The organism is Halorubrum salsamenti (genome assembly GCF_007671685.1).
Classification (GTDB): Archaea; Halobacteriota; Halobacteria; order Halobacteriales; family Haloferacaceae; genus Halorubrum; species Halorubrum salsamenti.
Genome location: NZ_VCNL01000005.1, coordinates 184,598 through 205,051 on the forward strand (window position 1 = coordinate 184,598; position 20,454 = coordinate 205,051).

Genomic DNA, 20,454 nt, shown 5'->3' on the forward strand with positions numbered 1-20,454 from the left:
CGCATGCAAACAATCAGCGTGTGTCGATAAATACGTTCCCCCGGACGGCTGGGAATCCTCCGTCGAGAGGGCGCTCGGGAGCGGGGATCGTTCGGCCTCAGGCGGGTGGTCGCCGAGAGTTTACCGAGCGGGTGGCCGCCGAGATGGCGCCGAGCGAGCGTGCCCGAGAGTCGGCCTGTCGCGACCGAAACACCTACAATCCGGACGCGAATACTGGAGGTGTATGCAAGCAGTTCGCATAGCCGGTGCTGGCTCGACACCGTTCGGTGTCTCGTCCGAGCGAACCGGCCGCGACCTCTTCGGGGAAGCGGCCCGCATCGCCATCGACGACTCGGGCGTTCCCAGAGCGGACATCGATCGCCTCTGTTACGGGAACTTTGTCGGCACGGTCACCGAGCGCCAGGGCCATCAGGGACCGCTGATGGCGGCGGCTGCCGGCGTGACCGCCCCGGCGACGCGGTACGAGAGCGCGTGTGCGTCGGGCGGCGTCGCACTGAAGAGCGCGGCCGAGGCGGTCCGGTCGGGAGCGGTCGACGTCGTCCTCGTCGGCGGGATGGAACGGATGCACAACGTCACGACCGAGCGGGCGACCGAGGGGTTGGCGATGGCGGCGGACGACCTCTACGAGAGCCGTGCCGGCGTGACCTTTCCCGGTGCGTACGCGCTCATGGCGCGCGCCTACTTCGCGGAGTTCGGCGGGACGCGAGCGGACCTAGCCGCGGTCGCGGTGAAGAACCACCGCAACGCCCTCGGCAACGAGACCGCCCAGTTCCAGCGGGAGATTTCGCCGACAGACGTGCTCGAAGCGCCCACCGTCGCCGACCCGCTCGGGCTGTACGACGCTTGCCCGATCACCGACGGTGCGAGCGCGTGCGTCCTCGTCAGCGAGTCGTACGCGGCGGCACACGACCTGAACGCGCCCGTCGAGATCACGGGAGCCGGACAGGGGACCGACTCGCTGGCCTTACAGCAACGCGAGTCGCTCACCCGGACCCCGGCGACGACCCGCGCGGCAACGACCGCCTACGACGAGGCCGAGATCACCCCCGCCGACATCGATCTGCTCGAAGTCCACGACTGTTTCACGATCGCCGAGGTGCTGGCGCTCGAGGGGTTGAGGCTGTACGACCCCGGAGCAGCCATCGACGCCGCGGCGGCCGGCGAGACGACCGCCGACGGCGACCTCCCAGTCAACCTCTCCGGCGGCCTGAAAGCGAAGGGTCACCCGGTCGGCGCCACCGGCGTGAGCCAGGTCGTCGAGTTGACGAAGCTGCTCCGCGGCGACCACGTCAACAGTGATGCGGTTCCGGACGCAACGGTCGCCCTCGCGCACAACGCCGGGGGCACCGTCGCGAGCGCGACGGTCCACGTCTTGGAGGTGTGCGCGTGATGCGGGCACAGCGAGAGGACGGCTACGACGACCTGCTCGACGCGCTCGCCGACGAGGACGGCTACTATTACGCGTGTCCCGCGGGCCACGGGTCGCTCCCCCCCCAGCAGGTGTGTCCAACCTGCGGCGACGACGAGTTGACGACAGAGCCGCTGGCCGACACCGGAACGGTCGTCACGTTCACGGAGATCGCCGTTCCGAGCCCGTCCTTTAGCGGGCAGACGCCCGTGGTCGTCATCGCCGACTTCGGTCCGGTCCGTCTGACCGGTCGGTTCGTAGACGACTCGGACCGGCTCGAAGTGGGGTGTTCGGTGACGCCTACGGTCGCGTCATCGCCGGAGGGAAACCGTCACGTCGGCGCTCGGTTCGCGTCCGAGCGATGACCTCGAACGCCGAGCGCTGAGATCGAACGCGGGTCGGCCCCGTGACGCGCCGTGTTGCATCGAAATTCGTCACTCCCGATAACACTATACTGTCCGATTCGCATGGTGTCGGTATGCAACGTACTCTCGAAGAGATGACGCCGACCGTCTCCGAGTCGGCGTTCGTCTCAGAACAGTCGTATCTGATCGGTGATGTCGTGGTCGGCGACCGCGCGAGCCTCTGGCCGTTCACCTGTCTTCGCGGAGACGGCGGTGCCACGGTCGTCGGGCCGGAGACGAACGTTCAGGAGTTCACGATGCTACATGGCGCGATTCTCGGCGACGAGGTCACCGTCGGCCACAACGCCGTCGTCGACTACGCGACCGTCGAGGACCATTCTCTCGTGGGGATGGGGAGTCGTATCCTCCGAGACGCGACAGTCGAATCCGACTGTATCGTCGCCGCCGGCGCGGTGATCCTCCAAGACCAGACAATTCCGGAAGGCCACCTGGCGTACGGCGCCCCGGCCGAGACGAAGCCACTCACCGACGCCCAGCGCGACGAGATCGATCGGGTCCACCAACATTACGTCGACCTCGGGCGTCGGTACAAGGCGGACGGGGGGTTCGAGTAGTCAGAGCGGCCGGGGAGGACGAGTGTTCGAAGCGCCGGAGGGAGAACCAAACGTTCGAACCGATTGGAGGTGAGAGTTCGCCCGTTGATCGCGACGTATCGACGAATCTGCCACGGAGACCCCGATATTTTATGTCTGTTGCTGCAGCAACCTTGAGGTACACACCCATGACAGAGGACACCTATGAAGAGTCATCCATCGTCCACGAACCGAGCCGGGAGTTCGTCGAGTCGACGAACGTCTACGAGTTCATGCAGGCGTACGGAATCGACGACTACGACGAACTCATTCGTCGAACCACCGAGTCGGTCGACGGCGTCGAGGCGTCGGGGATCGAGTGGTTCTGGGACACAGTACCCGAGTATCTCGACATCGACTTCTACGAGCCGTACGACGCGGTCCGCGACGACAGCGACGGTCCGCAGTTCTCGGAGTGGTACCCCGGCGGCGAGATCAACCTCGCGCACAACGTGGTCGACCGCCACGCCGCCGTCGACGCGGAGGCGAGAAACAGCGTCGCGTGTATCTTCGAGGGCGAGCCGGGCGACGTGCGGGAGGTGACGTACCACGAACTCGCGCGGCAGTCGAACAAGGTGGCGAACTATCTCGAATCGGTCGGGATCGAGACCGGCGACACCGTCGGGCTGTACATGCCGATGGTCCCGGAGGTCATCTCCATCCTGTACGGCTGTTTCAAAGTCGGCGCCATCGCGGTCCCGATCTTCTCCGGGTTCGGCGTCGAGGCCACGGCCACGCGCATCGCCGACTCGGAGTGTTCGGTGCTTTTCACCGGCGACGGGTTCTACCGGCGCGGCACGCCGCTCACGCTTAAAGAGGCGGCCGACGACGCCATCGAGGAGGCGGGACACGTCGAACACACCGTCGTCTACGACCGCCTCGACGACGACGCCGAGGTCCCGATGGGGGCGCGCGACGAGTGGTGGGACGACGCGATCGAAGGGCGCGACGACGAGTACGACACCAAGTCGCTGCCATCCTCACAGGAGTCAATGCTGCTGTACTCGTCGGGGACGACCGGCAAGCCGAAGGGCATTGTCCACACGCACGCCGGGGTACAGATGCAGTGTGCGAAGGAGATCTACTTCGGGTTCGATCACAAGCCCTCGGATCGCTTCTTTTGGGTCTCAGATATCGGCTGGATGATGGGCCCCTGGACGCTCATCGGGAACCACACGTTCGGCGGGACGGTGTTCATGTACGAGGGCGCGCCGGACCAGCCCGAGCCGGACCGCTTCTGGGAGATGATCGACCGACACTCGCTGTCGACGTTCGGCATCTCTCCGACGGCAATCAGAGCGCTGCGTAAACACGGCGACGAGTGGGTCGAGGATCACGACCTCTCCTCGATACGCCTGCTGGGCTCGACCGGCGAGCCGTGGGACCCCGAGTCGTGGCAGTGGTTCTACGAGAACGTCGGACAGAGCGAGGCCCCGATCATCAACATCTCCGGCGGCACCGAGATCTGCGGTTGTTTCCTCATGCCGATGCCGACCCAGCCGCTGAAACCCACGTCGCTCGGCGGGCCGGGGCTCGGCATGAACATCGACATCGTCGACGAGTCCGGGAGTTCAATCGCCGACGATCACGAGCGCGGCTTCCTCGTCGCGCGCGACTCCTGTCCGTCGACCACCAAGTCGCTGTGGTCGGGTGACGAGCGCTATCTGGAGGAGTACTGGTCGACGTGGGACGATCTGTGGGACCACGGTGACTGGGCCCAGAAGGACGAAGACGGGTTCTGGTTCCTCCACGGCCGAGCAGACGACGCGCTCAACGTTGCGGGCCGGAAGGTCGGCCCCGCCGAAATCGAGGGCGTCCTCACCGAACACGACGCCGTGAATCAGGCTGCGGCGGTCGGGGTCCCCGACGAGACGACCGGAACCGCGGTCGTGACGTACGTCGTCCTCGAAGACGGCTACGACGGGAGCGACGACCTCCGAAACGAGCTGTCGGCGCTCGTCGGCGAGGAGCACGGCAAACCGTTCCGTCCGCGCGAGATCCTCTTTGTCTCTGACTTCCCGAAGACGCAGTCGGGGAAGGTGATCCGCCGGGCCATCTCGTCGCTCTACCAGGGCGAGGAGCTGGGCGACATGTCGAGCATTGAGAACCCTGAGGTACTCGACGAGATCGAAGCGGCGACGTAACAGGCCGGCAGGGAGTGCGGACGGCGAGGCTATCTTATAAGCGGCACGGCGGTGCGGCACCGTCACCGCAGTCGGTCTTCGGCACGCGACGAGAAGTGAGAGAGGACGAGTGGTTCGATCAGTTGCGTCGGGTGGTCAAGCAGTTGAATTGAGTCGGGTGAGCCGACTGGGTCGGCTAAAGCTGTCCTCGCGCTCAGTCCGACCGCTCGGCGTAGGGCGTAACGCCGGCAGCGTCCATCTGATCGTGGAATCGCTTTCGCCGAGCCTTCCGCTGTTCGGTTGACATCCGGTCGTTGGTCCAGATCTGGCCGCTGGTGTCTTGGTGGACCTCGCAGCTGTCGAACTCTTCCAGCGCTTCGACGCGTTCGCGCACCTCGTCGTTGATATCGAGGAAGTACGTACATCGCTGTGAGGTCAACAGAAGGGTTACTTCCACGTCACGGTCGTCGACAGAGATAGATTCGACGAGCCCTAGATCGAGGATGCTGATCGGATGGTCGCTCATACAGCTACAGGGGTCGAGTACCTCGTCAAGTTCGGCCTTGACCCGCGTTTTCCGATCGTCGTCGAACTCCGTGTCTGGGGTGACGTGCGTGGCCGTTTCGGTTCGCTCGTATGGGTCGGTGTGTGCAGACATGGTCAGTCGTCGGATGCGAGCGCCGAGCCGGCTTCGTAGGTCGACCACGGCTCGGCGGGGTAGTCGCCGCTCTCTTGGCGCTCTTGGCGGAGTTGGTCCCACTTGTCGCCCTTGATATCCTTTTTAATTTGCTCGGGGTCCTTATCTAGAAGGCGGAGCGCGTTCTTGCCCAGAATCTTCTCTTTCATGTCCTGGGTGACTTCGGGGTAGTCGTAGTCCTCGATGAGGTCTTCGGGCATCTCGAAGTTCTGGATGCCTTCGATCGGCGGTTGCGGATGCAGCGCCGTCGCGCCGCCGGCGTAGACGATACGGTCTGGGCCGGCCCAGTAGAGCATCTCACCGAGCGCCTTCGCGAACTTCCGCGGGCGGGTGTTGACGAGGCAAGCCGTGTTCTCGAGGTTGGCGTAGACGTTGTCGTGGCTCGCCATCGCGAGGACCGTCTCCTCGACGAACGAGAAGCCAGCGTGGATGATCTCGAAGTTGATGTCGGGGAACGAGTTGGCCGCGTCCTCGATGTCGTCCGGCTTGAAGTAGCGGACCGGTGCCGTCGCGAACGGGATGAACTTGTGGATCGCCAGCGTGTCGACCTCCGAGTCGGCGACCCGCTGGAGGAGCGGCCAGACGGCATCTTCGGTCAGCTGGAGCGAGAGGTCGTTGCCGTTCTGGTAGCGCGCGGGATAGAACTTGATTCCCTCGACGCCGTCTTTCGCCGCGAACTCCTCAATCTGGTCGCCCGCGTCGTCTTCGAGGGGGTTGACGTCGACGTACATCGAGACGCGCTCGGGGTTCTGCTCCATGAACTCGAACCCTTTCTCACGGGAGACGTAGCCGTCGTGGAAGTAGTCGTCGAGCGGCAGCGAGTGGTAGACCGAGTAGTCGATCTGACTCTCCAAAAAGAGGAGCCGAGCGAGCTCTTCGGGCTGGTGGTCGCGGTAGAAGACCTCCTCGGACGGCACGTACCCGTCTGGGAGAATCTTCGCCCCCATCTCGTACGTCTCGTCGTCCCAGACCTGTGCGTGCGGGTGCTTGTGGTTCTCTGGCGTGTGGTTGAAGCAGTGTGACACGGAGTCCACTACCAGCGAGTCGCTGTCTAACATCACACTATACAGACTGAGAGAGTCATTATTAAACATTTGGATCCAAGAGGTCTCAAAGCGACTTAGCTCGCCGCCCAAGAGGATACCCCGAGAAACACTTAATTGAACGGCAGTAGCATCGTAGTTCGTTATGTCTGAGCGCTTGCAGGGGAAGACAGCACTGGTCACCGGCGGTTCCTCCGGCAACGGACGAGCCATCGCTCGGCGTTTCGCCAATGAAGGGGCGAACGTGACGGTCGCCGACGTTCGCGAGGACCCGCGGATGGGCGGCGAGCCGACGCACGAACTCATCGAGAGCGAGGGCGGAACCGCGCAGTTCGTCAACTGCGACGTGAGTTCGATCGAAGACCTCCGCGCGGCGGTCGACGCCACCGTCGATGCGTTCGGCTCGCTGGACGTGATGGTCAACAACGCCGGTGTCGAACGACAGAAGCCCCTCAACGAAGTTACCGAGGAGGATTATGAGTGGCTCATGAACATCAATCTCAAGGGCGTGTTCTTCGGAAGCCAAGCAGCCGTCGAGGTGATGCGCGAGCAGGACGAGGGGGGCAGCATCATCAACATGTCCTCGATCGGCGGCATCCGCGGCTTGGAGAACTCCTCGCTGTACTGTACCTCGAAGGGTGGGGTGACTAACTTGACCCGAGAGTTAGCCGTCGAGCAAGGCGAACACGACATCCGCGTCAACGCCCTCAATCCGGGGTTCATCGAGACGGCGATGACGATGGAGGACGGTGACACGGCCGGCGGCATTCTCGATCAGACGCCGCTGGGACGGGCGGGCCAACCCGACGAGGTCGCGGACGCGGCGCTGTTCCTCGCGAGCGACGAGTCGTCGTTCGTCACAGGGCATAACCTCGTCATGGACGGCGGCTTCACAGCCTGAATCGGGAGGGGTTGAGCAACACTTATTATTTCGCACCCGCGACATCTGTGTACATGCTTCACGCAGAGGGACCCCTCTTAACAGTCGATATCAGCGACCGCTCGACGGAAACGACCGACATCGACGAAATAAACGAGACGTTCATCGGCGGGCGAGGCGTCGCGACGCGGCTCGCTCACGACCGACTCCCGGTCGACGCCGACCCGCTGGGCGCGACAAACCGGCTCTACTTCGCGACGGGGCCGATGCAGTCGTCGACCATGTCGTTCACCGGTCGGATGAACTGCACGGGTATCTCGCCGCTCACGGGCGGCCTGCTCTCGTCGAACGCCGGCGGGTTCATGTCGCGCAACTTCGCTGCGACAGGCTACAGCGCCGTCGAACTCGTGGGTGCGAGCGACGAACTCGTCGTCGTTCACGTCACCGACACCGGCGTCGAGTTCGAACCCGTCCCGGATCTGGCGGGCGCGACGGTACCGGAGACGGTCGGGTACATCGAGACGGAACACGGCATGGAGAGCGAACACGTCGCCTGTATCGGCCCCGGCGGGGAAAATCGAGTCCGCTTCGCCTCCATCATGACCTCGGAGTCGAGAGCGTTCGGCCGTGGGGGGCTGGGCGCTGTCCTCGGGGCCAAGGGGGTCAAGGCGATCACGTTCGACGGCGATTCGAGCCCGGAGATTGAGATTCCCCCCATCCAGATGGACGTCCACCGCGACGCGGCCACCGCCGACCACATCATGAAACGGCAGGGGACGACGTCGGTGACCGAGCTGGCCAACGAGGTGTCGGCCCTGCCGACGAGGTACTTCTCCGAGCTGCAGTTCGAGGGAGTCGAGGGGATCAACGGGGACCGAGTCGAGGAGAAGAAGTACAAGAAGGCGACCTGCTCGTCGTGCGCGTTCGCCTGTAAGCTCCCGACGAAAGACGAGGAACGAGGCGTCGAGACAGAGGGCCCGGAGTTCGAGACTGTGATGTCGTTCGGGTCGAACGCCGGCGTCGACGACATCGTCGACGTGATGCAGTCGAACGAGCTGTGCGATAGATACGGCCTAGACACCATCACCTGCGGGAACGTCGTTTCCGCTTACTTAGCGAGCGAAGGCGAGTTCGGGAACACAGAGCTCATCTTCGAGACGGTCGAGAAGATCGCTCACCGAGAGGGGATCGGCGATCTGCTCGCGGAGGGAATCGATCGCTTCCACGAGGCGTTAGGCGTCGAGAATTGGACCGTAAAAGGGCTCGATTTCGCCGCCCACGACGGCCGCACGTTGAATGGTCAGGGGCTGTCGTACGCGACGGCGACGAGGGGGGCAGACCATATGTTCACCACGATGTACGCGTGGGAGTACCCCCTCGTCGACGGCGAGGAGGCGTACGATCCCACCGGGCTCGAGGGGAAACCCGAGATGGTCATCGAGCAAGAGAACGCCCGTGCACTGGAGGACTGCGGCATCATCTGTCGGTTCTCACGGAGCTTCATGACGCCCGAACGGCTTGAGGGACTGTTCTCGACCGACTATGAGGCACTTCTGAACGTGGGGTCGAAGGTCGTCGACCTCGAACGGCACTTCAACAATCAGCGCGGTGTCGACCGTGAAGACGACACGCTTCCCTACTCGCTTCCGGACTTCGAGGCGGCGCTCGACGAGTACTACGAACGCCGCGGCTGGACCGACGAAGGCACCGTGCCGAGCGGTCACGTCGACGCCGTCACGAGCGCCGACTGACCGCTCTTCGCTCTTTTTGCGAGAAGCACACGGTGAACCGTCGTCGAGAGCGGTGACAGACTCGACGGAACCGATGGTGCGGATAAAAACGGACTCGTCGTACGGGATGAGCGTGCGTGCCGTACCGTGTCGTACGCGACTGGGAGACACGAAAGTTCAGGTCACGCGAGGATACGAAGGCGAAGGAAGGCGGGACGCGCCGCTCTACTTCACCACGTCGATCTTCTCACGGTCGATCGACAGGGCCACCGCCCCGACCACCACGAGTCCCAGGATTATCTCCTGGACGAACGAGTCGATGCCGGTCAGGTTCATGCCGTTGTTGAGGACCGCGATGACGAGCACCCCCAGAATGGTTCGGTGAGGCCCGCCGACGCCGCCGGTCAGCGCCGTCCCGCCCATGACGATGGCGGCGATGCTGGGGAGCATGAGCCCGCTCCCGATGTTCGGAGAGGCCGACGAGATGCGCAGCGTCAGCAGCACTCCCGCGGTACCGCAAAGCAGTCCCGACAGTACGAACGGATAGATCTTGTAACGGTCGACTTTCGCACCGGCCAGTTCGACGACGCGCTCGTTCTCGCCCAGCGCGAAGCAGTACCGGCCGAACTTCGTCCGGAAGGCCAGCACGATGGTGCCAACGTAGATGAGAAGCCCCCAGAGCACGAGGTTGGGAATGCCGAACACTTCGCCGTTCGAGATGGTTCGGATGGCGGGGTTCCGGAACGTGATGGTCGACCCGCCGGTGATTATCTTCCCGACCCCGGCCATCACCGAGAGCGTCCCGAGCGTGACGAGGAACGAGGGCACCTTGAGCTTCGTGAAGATGATGCCGTTGAACAGGCCGGCGAGCATCCCGACGCCGATGGCGATCGGGATGGCTAAGAGGCCCAGGCCGAACTGCGAAATCAGGACGACGGTCACGACGCCCGTCAGTAGCACCATCGACTCGACGGAGAGGTCGATACTTTGCTGGAGGATGGGGAAGGTCCCCGCGAGCGCGACCAGCAACAACGTGACGGCGTTCTTCGCGACGTTATCGAGCAGGTTGGCCTCTGTCAAAAACCGATCTGTCGCGAGCGAGAACGTGATTATCAACCCGAACAGCATGACGAACGGGCCCAGATCCTGTATCCAGTCTTGGAGCGTGCGCTGTTCTCGTTGGTCAGTGATCCACTCGCTGACGCTACTTGTACTCATTGTCAGATCATCTCCTGTATCAGGTCTTGTTCGGTCGGTTTGTTGCCCGGCGAGGCGTCTATGGCCTCGCCGACGAACTCCCCTTTCGCCATCACGGCGATGCGGTTGGACATACCGATGACCTCGGGCAGCTCGTCGCCGATGAAAACGATCGAGACGCCTTTGTCGGTCAACTCTCGGCAGAGACGGTACACCTCCTCTTTGGCACCGACGTCGATGCCTCGGGTCACATTGTCCATCACGAGTATCGGCGTATCTTGGGCCAGCCAGCGGGCGATGACGACCTTCTGCTGGTTCCCCCCGCTCAGTCCGTGAACCAGCGCGTTGGGACCCGGCGTCTTGATCGACAGCTCCTCGATTGCGTCAACGGTCGCCTGCCGTTCGGCGTCGAGGTCGAGCAACGGTACGTTGCCGTTCATGTCTCGGACCATCGCAAGAGACGTGTTGACCAACACCGACTGGTAGAGTAACAGCCCTTCGGACTTCCGGTCCTTCGGAATGTAGCCGACGCCCGCGTCGACCATCTCGGAAACCGTCGGACTCTGCAGGGTGGTGCTGTCGACTGAGACCGAGCCCTGTGTTATGGCGAGATCCCCCGCGAGCAGGCGACCCAACTGCTGTTTTCCCGAGCCCTCGACGCCGACGATCCCGAATATCTCGCCCTCACGAACGGAAAACGAGACCGGCCCGACCGCGTCACCGTGGACCGCACCGTCGACGGTCAGGACCGTCTCGCCGAGTACGGTTTCGCGCTGCTGGTCTGGGACCCGGTAGTACTCATCGGCGGTCTCCCGGCCGACCATCGCCTTCTGCAGCGATTTAGTGGTAGCGTCGGCTGTGGCCATGTCTGCCACACGCTCGCCGTCTTTGAGAACGTAGATCCGGTCGGATATCTGTAGGACCTCGTCGAGCTCGTGGGAGACGAAGACGAACGTCGCCCGGTCCCGGAGGTCGTTCACGAGGTCGAAGAGGATCTGGCGGCCGCTCTCTTCGAGCGCGGCCGTCGGTTCGTCGAGAAGGATGACGGGATTCTCGGACTTCTGTGAGACGTGAAACGCCTTCGCGATCTCGAGCATCTGGCGCTCGTTGAACGTGTAATCGCGCACGCGCTCGTCCACGTCGATGTTGATGCCCAAGTCGTCGACGAAGGCTTGCGCCTCCTTGCGCATCTTCTCTTTTTCGAGCACTCCGAGACGTTCGATCTCACGCCCGAGATAGAGGTTCTCGTACCCCCGCATGGTCTTGATGATGTCCTGTTCTTGACGGACGAGCGAGACGCCGTAGTCCGCCGCCTCACGCGGGTTCGTGAACGTGACGGCTTCCCCGTCGACGAACAGCTGTCCCCCGTCAGCCTGCAACACGCCGGTCAGGATGTTCAGGAGCGTACTCTTGCCCGCACCGTTCTCTCCGACCAGACCGATGACCTCGCCGTGGTCGACTGCCAGGGATACGTCTTTGAGGGCCTGTACGTGGCGGAACGACTTCGAGATGCCCTCGACGCGGAAGCTGTGATCGCCCTCGCCGGTCGGGTCGAATTGGTCCACGTCCGTCGCATTGGTGTGTGTCTGTGATGCCATGGGGGTGTGTAGTGAGCGTTATTCGAGCGGGTTCGATTGGAATCGGTCTGCGTACAGTTGCGTCGTCTCCTCTTGAGTTGCGCTTTCGGTGTAGGCGTCCGGTAGCGAATAACCGCTCGGCTTGTCCTCCTCCTTCCAGTCGAGGACCGCTTTTATATCGTCGAGGTTCATGGGTTGCAAGTCGATCTGGGGGTCCCAAGCGTCCTCGCCGGATTCGACAACGGACATTTTCTTCCAGTCGTAGGGCGTCTCGCCCGAGAAGATCGCCTCGTTGTAGTCGGCGGCGTCGACAACCGGGAGCCGATCGATCGTGTCGGTCCAGTCGTCGGGGTTCTTGACGCAGACCGGCGCGTTGAACGACATCATCTTCTCCGCGTCGCTGAGCCTGTGACCGTTGAGGAAGTCATGACACTTCGCGACCGACCAGCCGGCCTGCCACGGACCCATGCCCGAGACGGTCCCGGTCATCCGGTCCTCGGCGATAGCCGCGAGCCCGGGCTCGCTGGCGTCGATGCCGACCACGGGCACGTCGATATCGTTCTCCTCGAGGACGGTGACCCCACCGAGCGCGACGGCGTCGTTCTGGCCGAAGAAGCCGTCTATGTCGTCGCCGTACTGGGAGACCTTGTCATTCATGACATCGCGGGCGTCCGAACGGATGAAGTTGCCCGGCTGGCGGGACCCCGCCATCTCGATGTCAGGGTACTCTTCCAACGCCAGGTCGACACCCTTGTTCCGGCCGATGTTCGGGGCCGTGCCGCGGTTCCCCTCGATGTGAACGAAGGTCCCGCTGCCCCCCATCGCCTCGAACAGCATCTTCGCGGCGCTGTACGCGTGGTTGACGAAGTGCGGCGTGAAGAACGTCGCGTACTCCTCACCAGCGTCCTGTGGGACGTACCAGTCAGCGATGGTGACAGCGAGGACACCGGGAGTTCCCGCCTCCACCAGCGTTTCCGCCAGCGTGATCGCGGCAGCGTTGGTGTACGTCTGGCCGACGATGAAGTCGGCATCGTTAGAGACCGCCGAGTCGAACTGCTGTTGCTGTGTCTGGACCTCGCCGTTGTTCGTCTGGACGTTCGTGTCGTAGCCGAAGGCCTTGCACGCCTCGAGGTAGCCTTTCTCCCAGCTGAGCCAGTAGGAGTTCTGTCGGTTCGCGATAGAGGCCATCGAGGTCAACGAGTCTCCGGATCCGCCCAAGTCGTTCGATCCGTCCGAGGACGACCCGTCGCCACCCGACGAACCGTCACCGCCCGAGTCTCCCGTACATCCCGCGAGACCACCCAATGCGATCGCGGACCCGCCGACAGTGGTTTTCTTCATAAACCGGCGTCTCGTCTGGTTGGTGCTATCTTGTGCCATGTTTGCGTCAATAGCCTGTGGAGAGCCCCCGGATATATAGTTTATGATCGATCATACGATACACTTCCTTAGTCATCCCTCTCACCGGGCGCGGTCCGTTCCGGTTGGCTTGTGCATCGAGTCTCGTCAGTACATCACTGTGCGTCGGTACGGCACATTGTCAGTACATCACTTTGCCCGCCGAGACGTTGAGATCCTGTCCGGTCATCCGGTCGGCGTCGGACGAACAGAGGAACGCAACCGTGTTCGCGACATCCTCTCTGTTCACCAGTTCGTGCCGGGGACTCTGGTTTTCGGCGTCAGATCGGACCGCCTCGTAGGACCGACCGGTTGCCTCCGCTTTCTCTTCGAAGACGCGCTGGATGCGGGGCCCGTCAACCGACCCCGGACAGATGGCGTTGACGTTGATGTCGTCGTCGCCGACCTCGGCCGCGAGCGTTCGCGTGAATCCGATGAGACCCATCTTCGCTGCCGCGTACGGTGTCCGCTGCGTGAGCGGCCGTTTTCCTGTCACCGAGGAGATGTTGACGATGCGGCCGTAGGACTGTCTTTTCATCGAGGGAAGCAGCGTCCGGCAGGTGTAAAACGCTCCGCGGAGGTTCACGTCGAGCGTGGCGTCCCACTCGTCTACGTCGATGGACTCACACGGCGCAGTCGGTCCAGCGATGCCGGCGTTGTTGACGAGCCAGTCCACGCTGTCAAACTCCTCAAGTGCGGTCTCAACCGTCGATTCGACAGAGTCGAGATTGGTAACGTCCGTCTCAAGCGCGCGGGCACGCCCGTTCTCGGCTTCGACGAGTTCGACAGTCTCCTGCATCTCATCGGCGTTCAGGTCGGCGATGACGATATCGGCCCCGCGTCGTGCCAGTTCGACGCAGATTGCTTGACCGATACCGCGACCGCCACCGGTAACCAACGCTGTGCTATCTTGCTGCATACGCTCACATTCCGAACAGTATTAATAAACATTAGGGTTCTCACTCAAACTGAACCTCGCACGTGCAGACGCACTACCCAGCAACCGCCGTGAGTTCAGGAACCGCCGCGGGCCCGCGTTGCGTCGCGAACCGGCCGTCTCAGGCACGTCCCCGGAAGAATTAACACGATGAACTGCCTCGATTGAGGTATGCCATACAGTGGCTATAGCGATTACTTCGACCGAAAGCTCATCATCTCCGTCGCGACGACCGGGGGACACCAAGGAAAAGAAGCGAATCCGAATCTTCCGACACAGCCCGCCGAAGTGGCACAGGACGTCGCCGCCTGTGAGGAAGCGGGGGCGTCGATCGTTCACCTCCATGCGCGCGACAATGACGGTGAGAAGACGAAATCGGTGGCAAGGTATCAAGAACTCAGAGACGAAATAGACGAACACTGCGACGACATTATCGTCAACTTCACCACGGGCGGTGGTGGCATCTATCCGCGAGAAGAACGCATTGCTCCGGTGCTAGAGACGGATCCACGGCCGGAGATGGCGACCGTCGACCTCGGTCCGATCAACTTCGGCCAGACGAGAACAGCCGAGAACACGCGCGAACAGAACGAGGAGTACGCCGAGCGAATGCGTACGGCTGGGGTCAAACCCGAACTCGAACTATTCAATCCGGGCCACATCCCGGAGGCGAAACATCTCATCAGTAAGGACCTCCTCGCGGAACCCTACTGGGCGACGGTCATCTTCGGGATGCAAAACGGGATGCCACCTGGTCCTCAAAATCTGAAGGCCTTCGTCGACAACTTGCCTGAGCCCGTCGAGTGGCAGTGTCTCGCAGTCGGCAAACATCAACTCCCGATGACGACGGCGGCCATCACGATGGGCGGCCACGTCCGCGTCGGGATGGAAGACAACGTCTACTACCGGAAGGGTAAACTTGCCGAGAGCAACGCACAGCTCGTCCGGCGGACCGCCCGCATCGCCGACGAGCTCGAACGCCCCGTTGCGTCCCCCGCGGAGACTCGCGAGATGCTCGGGATCTGAATCGCGGAGCGGTCGCGACACCCGAATCCTGAATGAATATCCCTTATGGATTCGGGACGCGCGAATCGTAGCGTAAGTGCGATCTCGTGTCGAATGTGTCGAATGTGTCGAGGATTTTGTTTAATTCACGCATTGTTCGAGCGAGGAATAGCCAGATCGCACGGGTACCGACGCAGTCACGTTGGTTTCGGCAGCCGACCGGAGGGGGCTGCTCGCGTGGCTCGGTAAATTTGATTGTGCAGAGGCGAACTTTATACGTATATGGGCGGTTGACACGCTATCATGAAATTCAGTTCAACCTCGACGTACTGAGAAAATCCATAAATTCGGCCAACCCGAACTTTATATACTGTGCCGAGAACAAGTAGGTATGAACGCGAACGACGGCGGTCGGCAGGTACAGGCCACGCTGACCTCGCTCGAGATCGTGGAGACGCTCCGCGAGTTGGACGGGGCTCGGGTGACGGAGCTCGCAGACACGCTCGATCTTTCGCCGAGCACCGTTCACACGCACCTCGCAACCCTCGTCAGCGCCGACTACGTCGTCAAATCTGGGGACATCTACCATTTGAGCCTCCAGTTTCTGGGACTGGCCGATTACGTTCGCAATAGACGAAACGCCTACCGGGTCGCCGACTCGTACACCGACCAACTCGCACAGGAGACGGAGTGCCGCGCCGTCTTCGTCGTCGAGGAGAACGGCCGGGGCGTCTACATGTACACCTACTCCGGGAAATACGCCGTCTGGACTTACTCTACCGTCGGCAAGCGGTTCCACCTTCACCAGACCGCGGCCGGGAAGGCGATCCTCTCGCGGCTCCCCCGCGAGCGCGTCAACGAAATCGTCGACGAGTGGGGACTCCCGGCAAGCACCGAGAACACCATCACTGACCGCGAGGAGTTGCTGGCGGAGTTAGACGCCGTCGCGGAGCGGGGCGTCGCGTTCAACGACGAAGAGCAGTTGGAGGGAGTAAAGGCGGCTGGCGTCCCCGTCAACGGGACTGATGGGCGTGTCGCCGGTGCGTTCAGCGTCGCCAGTCCCGCGAACCGGATGACCGAGGACCGATTCGAAACGGAGATACCGAAGATTCTCCTCGGCGTTGCAAACGAGTTCGAACTCGAAAACTCGATGTCCTGAGTTCATCCTCACGCCTCCATTACAATCGTATTAATGTAATTCTCACGTCCGGATTGTCCCGCCGTCGCAAGTGGTACACAAGAGTCGGACCGCATTGAGTTACTTCGAACCGGACAGCCGCACTCACTCCACGACAGGTTGGAGAGCGCATTGAGAGTCACCCAAGAGCAATGGGTTGCCAGCAGGCCGTAAACAAATCATTTTCCAGTATTATAAATAATTCCGATAGGATGAGTACAGCTGTCTGGGCAGAATCTCCGGCTACGTTCAAACCCCCTGATCGGCGACCAGTTTTCGAGCCTCCGTCGAATCAAATCCGGCTAGGAAAACGACGATTCGAACCGATATTTTTGATTTTTTAGTCAAAAATAAATTAAGTACAATAGAATATCTGTATTATTTCAATTAATTAGTTATTCTATTGATCTTTACGGCTCCAACGTGGAACGTTGGGTTGCCATTACGAAACATGTCAACTGTCGAGAGACGACCGGCGCGGATGGTCTCACAGTTCGGCCATCGCTTTCGACGAGATCTCTGTGAGGGCTTGAGACGCATAAAATGCACAATTACAGATATTTCTATGAAAACATAGGCAAACAAGAATATGATCGGTGAGACCGACTCCCCGAAGTCCCGGTGCGGGTCCTCCTCGGTCTCGTTTCGCTCGGCTTCGTCGCGACCGCCCAACGCGTCGTCCCGCTCCGCTCGGCTCCGAGCCTACCCGGCGAGTCGCGCACCGAGACGCCCCTCGGCATGGCCGCCGTCGGCGCCGTCTCCGGCGTTCTGTTCGTCGCGACCAACGTCGGCGTGCAGCTCGTGGCGTATCTCCGGACTTTCGACCTCTCACACGGGCTGTTCGTGAGCGTCGTGGCACTGGTCTTCGTTGGCATAAACGGCCTCCGCGCCGCCGCCGCACTGTTGGGGTTCTATCCCACCGCGGGGTTCGCGCTCGCGTCGGTCGCCGCCGCCGTGCCCGCAGTCGCCGGCATCCTCGTCGGCAAGCGGCTCCGCGACCGCGTGAGCGACCGCCTTCGCCGGGGGACGGTCCTTAGTCTGTTGACGCTCATCGGCGTGTGGTTGGTGCTCAGCGGCGCGGGCGTGGTGGGAGGCTAAGTGCCAAATATTCACACTATCTTGGGTTGACGGATCATAGATGTCCGTATCACAGTCCCAGAAATGAGCAACTGTAAGGGTGTACTCGTTAGATTCGTAGTTCGCCTTACAGCAAAACGTCCCGTTATAATCGTCTCCTTCGAAGGTGATGCCTCCATTGATGACCGAGTAGTGATCGTTGTTGTAGCAGCCAGCATCATCTTCGTCTTGAGTGGCCTCACGGCGCTCTACAGGAACTCCTTCAATAGCATCAGGGAGTTCTGCTCGCGGATCCGTGATATAAGCCCGAATCTGTGTAGTTCGTTTCCCCGCAACTCGATTCTCTGAGTCTGCTCGGGCGACAGACCTCCAGGAATCGTACGTGATGCTCTTGTTGTTCTTTTAGAGCGTACTGGCTCTGTTGAAATCCTCTTTTTCGGACAGATTCTCATCTGAAACAGCCGGTCGATGAGAGATGCGAATGTCCCGTTACTGCGTTCTTGTCAGGAGAGCTTTCGAGCGGTAAGATACGCAACGAAGAGCGCTGCAATTGCTCCGACGAGGAACCCAGCTTCTGATTCGAACACGAGCAGTATCGGGAGCGAGACGCCGAGAAATGTGACGACGAGTGCGGCCAGCACAACCCTGAATTTCAAGCCAAGAATGGCGATCTCCTCGAACACACCCATAGTGCAGATAATTGACAGAGAAGCTATAAATTTTTGGACCGCGCGTGTTATCGATGACCTGTACTGACCGCAACTGGGTCGAAATATATCACTTGCTGAGGATTTCAACAGAGCCGCTGTCATCGAGGCCGAACGTCGGTCGCGCGTCCGGAGTGTCCTCGCCGCATACGGATCTTCGACCGTGTAATGGCCACGAGCCGCGAGGACGTTACTCGCAGCTGCGGCGTGGATGTCCTGATACTGCGTAATATCACGAGTTCTACGATCACTTCCGTAGGGACGACCACGTCACAGAAGGGAAGCAGGTACTGGAACAGGTCTAGAACGTCGAGCCCGACGGCTGCATCCACACGGGCACTGCGCGGCTGACGAGGGCGCTGGTGTCAGCAGCGACCGTTCGCAGTCGTTGACCGCTCAGCAATCGTTGCCGGCTCCGGTGTCGACTGTCGTCACGGCCTCCTCGTAGATGTCGATGTCGTCGGGGGCAGCGAGATCGAGTGGGTCGTCCTCGAGGTTAGCTTTGAGGAGGCGAAGTCGCTGGGCGGACTTGGCACCAATGAGGCCTGTGAGCTGGTCAACGGTGAGCCCAGCATTGTAGTACGTAGTTGCGATTGCCTTCGGAAGCCGGTCTCCCCCGCTCATCGGTCGCGCAGCCGATCTCGAGCGGCCGCAAATCGAACTGGATCCGTATCGCCAGACGCAGCCATGTCGTTTGCCGACTGGAGCTGCGAGTCGATGAGGCGGTTCTGCTGGCGTGACCACTCCTCGTCGTCGTGCGTCCGGACGTATTCGGCCCAGCTTGATCATCGCACGCCGTTGCTCCGTGTTCCGGCGTTGATCGGCTTCAAACTCTGTGAGTTCAGCATAGTAGTCCTCTACTCCAAGCTCGTTGACGTACGTTTCGAGCTGCTCCATGTTAAATCGTTCCTCGAAGGTCAAGTACAAATGAAGTGCATCCTCGAAATCCTTTCCGCTGAGGCTGTCTGCAGCCTGTGCAAGCCGGAGTTTGTAGGCGATTTGGAGTTCGAGTGGGCTGATATCGATCTGGTCTTCATCGAACGTCACTGTAAGGGGGTTCGAGAGAGCCTCACGCTCAACGTCGTTTGAAACAAACCACGTCTCGAAGTTCGGGTACATCTCCCCGTCCTCAGCAATTCGGATTCGGCTACCCTCGCTCAACATCGAATACATCTCATCAAGTGGCATTGCCATCCCCCAGTACCCTCGATCTTTGAGTTTCGTAACCAATTGCTCAGTCTCCGATTCGGATAACTGTACTGCACCGAGCCTGTCTGGTGCTACTTGCGTGTTCTATTGATATTGAACGACTGCGGACGCAAAAGCGAGGTGCCTGGTCCATGTCAGTCCGGCGGTTCTGGAAAGGTTGTCACTGTCGTTTGCTTCGTGCCTCCCGGACATCATTGCCTGCCCGAACGAGATCCTCACAGTTTGGACAGACAAGAACCGTATCAGCATCACCCGGAGCAAAGACGTCCACGTACCGTTGAGTGACGAACTAGTCGCAATTACCACATGACGGCATAGGTCCCTCACTGGGCGAACCCCGTATAGGTTTTCTGCCCCACACGCTGGTACCCAGAGGATGGGTGGGCTGCTGCGTGCGGAGGAGGTGTTACGGATGAGGTGCCTAGGACTCCTCGAGCAAGGAGCGGGCCCGTTGTACGTAGCTGTTCGCGTCCCAGCTGCGAGCGTCACTGATCTCGTCGAGCAGTCGCCGGGCATCGGCCGTTGACAACTGCTCGGTCCGAACGAGGACCGAAAGCAGGGTTGGCGCCGTGACGAGTCGGGTATCGGCGAGCGACGCATGAATCAGGCCGAGCTGGTTGAACTCGTCGCACAGCAACAGGGAGGCGTCGAGGTCGTTCGCGAGGGTGACTGCGGCGTTCTCCCCATCGTCGAGTGGGAACTCGGCGTCGAGGTCGACCGCCCGGGTGTCAAGGGCGTCAGTTCGGTCGAGGACTGCCGTTGCCGCACGTCCGTGCACGTCCTCGTAGGAGGCGATCTCCTGGAGTTCCTCGATGACCGCTGTCGGGACGATGACTTCGTAGCGGGATAGACAGAGCCCGAGTGGGTCGGGATCGTCGTCAGCGACGATCCCGAGACTCACGAGGGCGGAGGCGTCTGCGACAAGCCGGGACATCTATGCGTCGGCGACCTCGTCGATGAACTCCTCGTCCAGCTGCTGTTTCAGCACGCGCAGGTTCGCCGCTTCCTCGGCGCCGACGAGCGCTTTGAGTTGCTCAAAGGAGATCTCGTCATCGTAATAGGCGGCCGCGATCTCCTGCGTGAGCGCGTCGTCGTGGGCCGCCTCCTGGAGATACTCTCGGAGTGCGGTCACGAGGATGTCCGTCCGATCCTCCCCGAGGACATCTGCGAGCGCGTCGGTGCGGTCGACGAGCCGGTGTGGCGCCCGAAACTGGACGCGCTTCTTCTCGCTACTCATTATGTGTACAGTGTGAGCCAATCCACTTAGCTCTTGTCGTGTGTACGATGTGAGC

19 protein-coding genes and 2 pseudogenes are annotated in these 20,454 nt (G+C 61.4%); 9 read left to right on the forward strand and 12 right to left on the reverse strand.

Going from position 1 to position 20,454, the window contains the following annotated elements; all coding sequences use genetic code 11:
• Positions 1 to 223: 223 nt before the first annotated feature.
• The 4 genes from FGL94_RS14215 to FGL94_RS14230 all read left to right on the forward strand — a co-directional run bounded on the left by FGL94_RS14215 (position 224) and on the right by FGL94_RS14230 (position 4,549).
• Positions 224 to 1,390, forward strand: coding sequence for a thiolase domain-containing protein (locus tag FGL94_RS14215; RefSeq protein WP_144926643.1), 1,167 nt, complete (start codon positions 224 to 226; stop codon positions 1,388 to 1,390).
• Positions 1,390 to 1,773, forward strand: a complete 384-nt coding sequence (locus FGL94_RS14220; RefSeq protein ID WP_144926646.1) for a Zn-ribbon domain-containing OB-fold protein — start codon at positions 1,390 to 1,392, stop codon at positions 1,771 to 1,773. The genes FGL94_RS14215 and FGL94_RS14220 overlap by 1 nt, the downstream gene beginning before the upstream one ends.
• Before the next feature lie 113 nt (positions 1,774 to 1,886).
• Positions 1,887 to 2,387: a gamma carbonic anhydrase family protein gene (locus FGL94_RS14225; protein WP_144926649.1), complete on the forward strand. Its 501-nt coding sequence runs from the start codon at positions 1,887 to 1,889 to the stop codon at positions 2,385 to 2,387.
• 167 nt (positions 2,388 to 2,554) lie between these two features.
• Positions 2,555 to 4,549 (forward strand): AMP-binding protein, encoded by a 1,995-nt coding sequence (locus FGL94_RS14230; RefSeq protein WP_144926652.1) that lies wholly within the window; start codon positions 2,555 to 2,557, stop codon positions 4,547 to 4,549.
• A 193-nt stretch (positions 4,550 to 4,742) separates the two neighbouring features.
• On the opposite strand, the gene FGL94_RS14235 is transcribed toward FGL94_RS14230, so the two are convergent.
• Together FGL94_RS14235 and FGL94_RS14240 are read right to left on the reverse strand one after the other, a co-directional pair.
• Positions 4,743 to 5,186: a metal-sulfur cluster assembly factor gene (locus tag FGL94_RS14235; protein ID WP_144926655.1), complete on the reverse strand. Its 444-nt coding sequence runs from the start codon at positions 5,184 to 5,186 to the stop codon at positions 4,743 to 4,745.
• 2 nt (positions 5,187 to 5,188) lie between these two features.
• Positions 5,189 to 6,283 carry an amidohydrolase family protein gene (locus tag FGL94_RS14240; RefSeq protein WP_144926658.1) on the reverse strand — a complete coding sequence of 365 codons (1,095 nt, stop codon included), beginning with the start codon at positions 6,281 to 6,283 and terminating at the stop codon, positions 5,189 to 5,191.
• A 130-nt stretch (positions 6,284 to 6,413) separates the two neighbouring features.
• Here FGL94_RS14240 and FGL94_RS14245 point away from each other — a divergent pair, with 130 nt between their 5' ends.
• A complete protein-coding gene (locus tag FGL94_RS14245) occupies positions 6,414 to 7,169 on the forward strand; it encodes an SDR family NAD(P)-dependent oxidoreductase (RefSeq protein ID WP_144926660.1) in 756 nt (251 codons plus the stop codon).
• Positions 7,170 to 7,222: 53 nt separating this feature from the next.
• Entirely contained in the window at positions 7,223 to 8,899 is a 1,677-nt protein-coding gene (locus FGL94_RS14250) for an aldehyde ferredoxin oxidoreductase family protein (RefSeq protein ID WP_144926663.1), read from the forward strand.
• A 204-nt stretch (positions 8,900 to 9,103) separates the two neighbouring features.
• Here FGL94_RS14250 and FGL94_RS14255 read toward each other — a convergent pair whose 3' ends face one another.
• The 4 genes from FGL94_RS14255 to FGL94_RS14270 form a co-directional block, all read right to left on the reverse strand.
• The gene (locus FGL94_RS14255; protein ID WP_144927004.1) at positions 9,104 to 10,006 is read right to left on the reverse strand and encodes an ABC transporter permease subunit; all 903 of its coding nucleotides are present in this window, start codon (positions 10,004 to 10,006) and stop codon (positions 9,104 to 9,106) included.
• Between the two features lie 92 nt (positions 10,007 to 10,098).
• Positions 10,099 to 11,673, reverse strand: a complete 1,575-nt coding sequence (locus FGL94_RS14260; protein ID WP_241659191.1) for a sugar ABC transporter ATP-binding protein — start codon at positions 11,671 to 11,673, stop codon at positions 10,099 to 10,101.
• Between the two features lie 18 nt (positions 11,674 to 11,691).
• The gene (locus tag FGL94_RS14265; RefSeq protein ID WP_241659192.1) at positions 11,692 to 12,840 is read right to left on the reverse strand and encodes a sugar ABC transporter substrate-binding protein; all 1,149 of its coding nucleotides are present in this window, start codon (positions 12,838 to 12,840) and stop codon (positions 11,692 to 11,694) included.
• Between the two features lie 352 nt (positions 12,841 to 13,192).
• A complete protein-coding gene (locus FGL94_RS14270) occupies positions 13,193 to 13,969 on the reverse strand; it encodes an SDR family NAD(P)-dependent oxidoreductase (RefSeq protein WP_186313422.1) in 777 nt (258 codons plus the stop codon).
• A gap of 189 nt (positions 13,970 to 14,158) precedes the next feature.
• Here FGL94_RS14270 and FGL94_RS14275 point away from each other — a divergent pair, with 189 nt between their 5' ends.
• The 3 genes from FGL94_RS14275 (at position 14,159) to FGL94_RS14285 (ending at position 17,267) form a co-directional block, all read left to right on the forward strand.
• Positions 14,159 to 15,013 (forward strand): BKACE family enzyme, encoded by an 855-nt coding sequence (locus tag FGL94_RS14275; protein WP_144926669.1) that lies wholly within the window; start codon positions 14,159 to 14,161, stop codon positions 15,011 to 15,013.
• A 370-nt stretch (positions 15,014 to 15,383) separates the two neighbouring features.
• On the forward strand, positions 15,384 to 16,151 hold the full coding sequence (locus tag FGL94_RS14280) for an IclR family transcriptional regulator (RefSeq protein WP_144926673.1): 768 nt from the start codon (positions 15,384 to 15,386) through the stop codon (positions 16,149 to 16,151).
• A gap of 639 nt (positions 16,152 to 16,790) precedes the next feature.
• On the forward strand, positions 16,791 to 17,267 hold the full coding sequence (locus FGL94_RS14285) for a hypothetical protein (protein ID WP_144926676.1): 477 nt from the start codon (positions 16,791 to 16,793) through the stop codon (positions 17,265 to 17,267).
• A gap of 482 nt (positions 17,268 to 17,749) precedes the next feature.
• Here FGL94_RS14285 and FGL94_RS14290 read toward each other — a convergent pair whose 3' ends face one another.
• The 6 genes and pseudogenes from FGL94_RS14290 to FGL94_RS14315 form a co-directional block, all read right to left on the reverse strand.
• Complete coding sequence (locus tag FGL94_RS14290) at positions 17,750 to 17,935, reverse strand: hypothetical protein (RefSeq protein WP_144926678.1); 186 nt, start codon at positions 17,933 to 17,935, stop codon at positions 17,750 to 17,752.
• Between the two features lie 118 nt (positions 17,936 to 18,053).
• A pseudogene (locus FGL94_RS18885) lies at positions 18,054 to 18,353 on the reverse strand (hypothetical protein); the annotation flags it as partial.
• Positions 18,350 to 19,141, reverse strand: coding sequence for a hypothetical protein (locus FGL94_RS18655; protein WP_241659193.1), 792 nt, complete (start codon positions 19,139 to 19,141; stop codon positions 18,350 to 18,352). The pseudogene FGL94_RS18885 and the gene FGL94_RS18655, both read right to left, overlap by 4 nt.
• 181 nt (positions 19,142 to 19,322) lie before the next feature.
• Positions 19,323 to 19,439: pseudogene (locus FGL94_RS19040) on the reverse strand (DUF7563 family protein); the annotation flags it as partial.
• A 144-nt stretch (positions 19,440 to 19,583) separates the two neighbouring features.
• Positions 19,584 to 20,096 (reverse strand): hypothetical protein, encoded by a 513-nt coding sequence (locus tag FGL94_RS14310; RefSeq protein WP_144926684.1) that lies wholly within the window; start codon positions 20,094 to 20,096, stop codon positions 19,584 to 19,586.
• The gene (locus FGL94_RS14315; RefSeq protein ID WP_144926687.1) at positions 20,097 to 20,399 is read right to left on the reverse strand and encodes a hypothetical protein; all 303 of its coding nucleotides are present in this window, start codon (positions 20,397 to 20,399) and stop codon (positions 20,097 to 20,099) included.
• Positions 20,400 to 20,454 lie beyond the last annotated feature (55 nt).

Excerpts from the sequence above, each read along its gene's own strand:
- FGL94_RS14215 (WP_144926643.1), top strand. The coding sequence starts at position 224 with ATGCAAGCAGTTCGCATAGCCGGTGCTGGCTCGACACCGTTCGGTGTC.
- FGL94_RS14220 (WP_144926646.1), top strand. The coding sequence starts at position 1,390 with ATGCGGGCACAGCGAGAGGACGGCTACGACGACCTGCTCGACGCGCTC.
- FGL94_RS14225 (WP_144926649.1), top strand. The coding sequence starts at position 1,887 with ATGCAACGTACTCTCGAAGAGATGACGCCGACCGTCTCCGAGTCGGCG.
- FGL94_RS14230 (WP_144926652.1), top strand. The coding sequence starts at position 2,555 with ATGACAGAGGACACCTATGAAGAGTCATCCATCGTCCACGAACCGAGC.
- FGL94_RS14235 (WP_144926655.1), bottom strand. The coding sequence starts at position 5,186 with ATGTCTGCACACACCGACCCATACGAGCGAACCGAAACGGCCACGCAC.
- FGL94_RS14240 (WP_144926658.1), bottom strand. The coding sequence starts at position 6,283 with ATGTTAGACAGCGACTCGCTGGTAGTGGACTCCGTGTCACACTGCTTC.
- FGL94_RS14245 (WP_144926660.1), top strand. The coding sequence starts at position 6,414 with ATGTCTGAGCGCTTGCAGGGGAAGACAGCACTGGTCACCGGCGGTTCC.
- FGL94_RS14250 (WP_144926663.1), top strand. The coding sequence starts at position 7,223 with ATGCTTCACGCAGAGGGACCCCTCTTAACAGTCGATATCAGCGACCGC.
- FGL94_RS14255 (WP_144927004.1), bottom strand. The coding sequence starts at position 10,006 with ATGCTGTTCGGGTTGATAATCACGTTCTCGCTCGCGACAGATCGGTTT.
- FGL94_RS14260 (WP_241659191.1), bottom strand. The coding sequence starts at position 11,673 with ATGGCATCACAGACACACACCAATGCGACGGACGTGGACCAATTCGAC.
- FGL94_RS14265 (WP_241659192.1), bottom strand. The coding sequence starts at position 12,840 with ATGGCCTCTATCGCGAACCGACAGAACTCCTACTGGCTCAGCTGGGAG.
- FGL94_RS14270 (WP_186313422.1), bottom strand. The coding sequence starts at position 13,969 with ATGCAGCAAGATAGCACAGCGTTGGTTACCGGTGGCGGTCGCGGTATC.
- FGL94_RS14275 (WP_144926669.1), top strand. The coding sequence starts at position 14,159 with ATGCCATACAGTGGCTATAGCGATTACTTCGACCGAAAGCTCATCATC.
- FGL94_RS14280 (WP_144926673.1), top strand. The coding sequence starts at position 15,384 with ATGAACGCGAACGACGGCGGTCGGCAGGTACAGGCCACGCTGACCTCG.
- FGL94_RS14290 (WP_144926678.1), bottom strand. The coding sequence starts at position 17,935 with ATGGGTGTGTTCGAGGAGATCGCCATTCTTGGCTTGAAATTCAGGGTT.
- FGL94_RS18655 (WP_241659193.1), bottom strand. The coding sequence starts at position 19,141 with ATGCCACTTGATGAGATGTATTCGATGTTGAGCGAGGGTAGCCGAATC.
- FGL94_RS14310 (WP_144926684.1), bottom strand. The coding sequence starts at position 20,096 with ATGTCCCGGCTTGTCGCAGACGCCTCCGCCCTCGTGAGTCTCGGGATC.
- FGL94_RS14315 (WP_144926687.1), bottom strand. The coding sequence starts at position 20,399 with ATGAGTAGCGAGAAGAAGCGCGTCCAGTTTCGGGCGCCACACCGGCTC.